5 protein-coding genes and 1 pseudogene are annotated in these 3,619 nt (G+C 66.4%); 3 read left to right on the forward strand and 3 right to left on the reverse strand.

Features of this window, described 5'->3' with window-relative positions; genetic code table 11:
* Positions 1-202: pseudogene (locus JMF90_RS28810) on the reverse strand (RNA-guided endonuclease TnpB family protein); the annotation flags it as partial.
* A gap of 119 nt (positions 203-321) precedes the next feature.
* On the opposite strand from JMF90_RS28810, the gene cynR reads away from it, so the two are divergent.
* Together cynR and JMF90_RS28820 are read left to right on the forward strand one after the other, a co-directional pair.
* A complete protein-coding gene (cynR, locus tag JMF90_RS28815; RefSeq protein ID WP_011548412.1) occupies positions 322-1,218 on the forward strand; it encodes a transcriptional regulator CynR in 897 nt (298 codons plus the stop codon).
* Between the two features lie 197 nt (positions 1,219-1,415).
* Positions 1,416-1,718, forward strand: coding sequence for a DUF3304 domain-containing protein (locus tag JMF90_RS28820; protein WP_012338832.1), 303 nt, complete (start codon positions 1,416-1,418; stop codon positions 1,716-1,718).
* Positions 1,719-1,778: 60 nt separating this feature from the next.
* Here JMF90_RS28820 and JMF90_RS28825 read toward each other — a convergent pair whose 3' ends face one another.
* Positions 1,779-1,982, reverse strand: a complete 204-nt coding sequence (locus JMF90_RS28825) for a hypothetical protein (RefSeq protein ID WP_011548414.1) — start codon at positions 1,980-1,982, stop codon at positions 1,779-1,781.
* Positions 1,983-2,016: 34 nt separating this feature from the next.
* Entirely contained in the window at positions 2,017-3,336 is a 1,320-nt protein-coding gene (locus JMF90_RS28830) for a DUF3422 family protein (RefSeq protein WP_011548415.1), read from the reverse strand.
* 162 nt (positions 3,337-3,498) lie between these two features.
* Between JMF90_RS28830 and JMF90_RS28835 the strand changes: the two genes are divergently transcribed.
* The coding region (locus tag JMF90_RS28835; RefSeq protein ID WP_201325744.1) for a LysR family transcriptional regulator at positions 3,499-3,619 on the forward strand (121 nt) is incomplete at its 3' end.

The following is a 3,619-nucleotide window of genomic DNA, read 5'->3' on the forward strand; positions in this document are numbered from 1 at the left end:
CCGTGCCGGAGTGAATACCGAGTTCCTTGCTGCTGCCGGTCGTCAGCACGTTCAGGTCGAATCCTGTAGGCCACTTCTTGCCCCACTTGAGCGCGTGCTTCTGCGTGTCGTTGCAGAAGTTCCAGACGTAGTTCACCGCGCGGCCCTGCTTGTTAAGCAGTCCGTTGAGCGATTTCACCCGGTAGCGGTAGACAAGGATCATGCCGGTAATCCTAACCCGTGGAAGAAGCTGCCTGTCAACAGCACGCCCTTCCTTCCCGCCATCAATGGCGGGTCTCTCGGAGAAAATCGACCGGATAAGCACGACTTATAGGAATCGCCATGCTGCTGCGTCACATCCACTATTTCCTGGCCGTCGCCGAACACCGCAGCTTCACGCGCGCGGCCGCCGCGCTGCACGTGTCGCAGCCCGCGCTGTCGCAGCAGATCCGCCAACTCGAGGACACGCTCGGCGCGCAACTGTTCGACCGCACCGGCCGCGTCACGCGGCTGACCGATGCCGGCGACGTGTATTTCCGCTATGCGCGGCAGGCGCTGCATGATCTCGCGGAAGGCCGTCGGGCGATTCACGACGTGCAGGATATGAGCCGCGGCTCGCTGCGCGTCGCGGTCACGCCGACCTTCACGAGCTATCTCGTCGGGCCGCTCGTCGAGGCGTTTCACCGCCGCTATCCGGACGTATCGCTGTCGGTTCGCGAGATGTCGCAGGAGCGTATCGAGGCACTGCTCGTCGACGACGAGCTCGATGTCGGCATAGCATTCGACGAGGTGCAGACGGCTGATATCGACGCGCAGGCGCTGCTGGTCGAGACGCTCGCGCTCGTCGTGAACCGCGGACACGCGCTCGGCAGCCAACGCAAGGCCGGCCTGCGCGCGCTGCACGACGCGCCGCTCGTGCTGCTCACCGCGGAATTCGCGACGCGCATGCAGATCGACCGCTATTTCCGAGAGCACGACCTGCAGCCGCGCGTGCTGATGGAAGCGAATTCGCTCGGTGCGGTGATTGAGATCGTGCGCCGCACGAACCTCGCGACGCTGCTGCCGGCGACGATCGCGGTCGAGCACGACGATCTCGTCGCGGTTGCGCTCGATCCGGCGGGGCTGAGGCGCACGGCCGTGCTGCTGCAGCGCAAGGGTGGGTATCGGAGTGCTGCGGCGCGGGCGTTCGTCGAGCTGGCGCTGGCGCGGGGGGCGGGGCCGGTCAGGCCCGCGCGCTGACCTCAGCTGCCGGCAACGGATCGTCGCCGGCGAACCGACTCATGGAAACATCGACATGTCGAACCTGCTACGCCGCATGACGCTCAACCCGCTTGCCATCGCCGCGCTGCTGGCAGGCGCAGCCTGGTGGGTCCACGCACAGACGCGCGCCAACGGCCCGTATCGCGTCGTGGGGTTCACGTGGCGTCTACAGCTTCGTGGTCGACGGCTTCGGCGCCGGCAGCGTGCACGCACGCCAGTTCGGCGGCGGGGGTGGCACGGTGTGCTGCATGAGCGTGCCCCGCGGCAAGCAGACCTGGCACGTCAGGGTCACTTACGACCTGACGGCTGAAGAAGACGCCAGGAACCAGGCACCTGAAATCGTCGAAACCGAGGTCGCCGTGCCGGCTTTGCCGAACCGGCGAGACGGCTATATCGAGTTTCGTTTCCTGCCCGGCCGCAAGATCGACGCCCGATGGGCGGCGTACCCGACGATGCCACGCATGCGCGATGGCGGTTGATCGGAGAAGGGCCGCTCGTGGATGCTGCGTAGCCGCGCGGAATAGTCGCGCGACGCCGCGTCAGTTGTACCCGAGGATCGCCACCGCCGCGACGTCCGGCCGATCGATGGTGCTGCCGACGAGCGACGTCATCGGTTCCTGCAGCACGGCCTGATACGACGTCACGCGCGCGTCTTCCGGTGCGCCGCTTTCGCCCACGACCGGCTCGTCGAACGCAACATCGAAACCGCTATAAAACCCCGCTTGCTTCTGCGAAAAAGTCATCTCCACTCCTTTGCCTTGATAGGTCGTTGATGTTCTAGCTGGCCTGCTTCAACGCCGCCGCATGCACGGGCGCACTGTCATGCACTGCCTCGGCCCGCGCAAGCTGCGCGCGCGTACGCCGCGTGATGTGGATCACCGCGAACACGACCGGCGCGATCAGCAGCCCTTCCGCCAGCTCGGGATCGACCGGCAGGTTCATCACGTGCAGCGCCTTGAACGCCGCCGTCGCGAGCGACAGCACGTAGTACGAAATGGCGGCCACCGACAGCCCTTCGACCGCGTGCTGCAAATGCAGCTGGTTGCGCGCGGTGCGCTCCATGCCGGCCAGCAGCCGCGTCACGTCCTTTTCCTGCGCGAGATTCACGCGAGTGCGCAGCAGGTCGACCGCCCGTGCGATCCGCGCGGCGATCTGTTCGTGGCGCGCCCATACGCTACAGCAGGTTTCCATCGCCGGCGCGAAGCGCCGCTCCATGAATTCGGCGATCGTCGGCATCCCTTCGATACGCTCCTCGCGCAGCTCGTGGATGCGCGCCAGCACGAGCTTTTCGTACGCGCGCGACGCGCTGAAGCGCGCCCCCGATCCCGACAACGATTCGACCCGCACCGCGAGATGCGTGAGCTTGACGAGCAACGCCGCATCGTCGCCGTCTGCGCCGCTCGCATCCATCCGCTGCATCAGCGCGTGCAGCGCCGCATGGATCTCGTCGAGCTCGCGGCTCATCCGGCGCGCGACGGGGAGTGCCAGCAGCGCCATCATCCGGTACGTTTCGATTTCATACAGACGCTGCAACAGGCGGCCGCCCTGCTCCTCGCGGAAATCCTCGTCGACCACGAGAAAGCGCATGAAGCCGTCGTCGCGCACGTGCCAGTCGCAGAACACCTTGCCGCCGCCGAGCACGCGGCTGCCGACGAGCGCGGGCCCGTCGATCCAGCGCCGCAGGTCGCCGCATACGCGCCGCGCGGCGTCGCCGGACAGCAGCTCCATCCGCACCGCGACGAAGCGGATGCCGGCCAGCCGCGCGAACCACGCGGCCGGAATGCCGTCGATCGCGAGATCGTCGAAATAACCGGTGTCGCGACGCGGCGCGACGAACGTGAAGGTCGAGAATTCGGTGTGGCGCTCCCACTTCAGGTGCCAACCGCACGGCGACTGCACCGCGTAGTGCGTCGCGCCTTCGTGCGGCGCGTCGATGCCGGTATCGCGGCACAGCGCGTGCAGCAGCGTTTCGTGGATGTCGGGCTGGCCGTCCGCATAGATCGCGTAGTGCGTGAGCGACACGGCTTCGGCGAGCCGCAGGAACGGCCGGGCATGCAATTCCGCGGCCAGTGCGGCGCGCAACGGATGGTCCATCATCGATTCACCACGCTTTCCTGTTCAGTCCCGCACGCCGGATTGGCGCGGCCCGACCGCCGCGCCACCCTCGGGCGAAACGCCAGCGTGATCGCACTATGGCAGACACACAGCAACAATAAAAACGCATAATGCTGATCGTTACGTTCAGTTTTCCTGATACCCATGAAGATGCTCGATCACGACGTGCTGGCCACCGTCGTCGCCGTCGCGGAAACCGGCAACATGACCCGCGCGGCCGAGGCCGTGAACCGCTCGCAGTCGGCCGTGAGCATGCAGATCAAGA

The organism is Burkholderia sp. E168m23, assembly GCF_016586125.1.
In the GTDB taxonomy this organism is placed as follows: domain Bacteria; phylum Pseudomonadota; class Gammaproteobacteria; order Burkholderiales; family Burkholderiaceae; genus Burkholderia; species Burkholderia orbicola.

What these genes read in the sequence shown, in the direction of transcription:
- cynR (WP_011548412.1), top strand. Translation starts at nt 322, where the DNA reads ATGCTGCTGCGTCACATCCACTATTTCCTGGCCGTCGCCGAACACCGC.
- JMF90_RS28825 (WP_011548414.1), bottom strand. Translation starts at nt 1,982, where the DNA reads ATGACTTTTTCGCAGAAGCAAGCGGGGTTTTATAGCGGTTTCGATGTT.
- JMF90_RS28830 (WP_011548415.1), bottom strand. Translation starts at nt 3,336, where the DNA reads ATGATGGACCATCCGTTGCGCGCCGCACTGGCCGCGGAATTGCATGCC.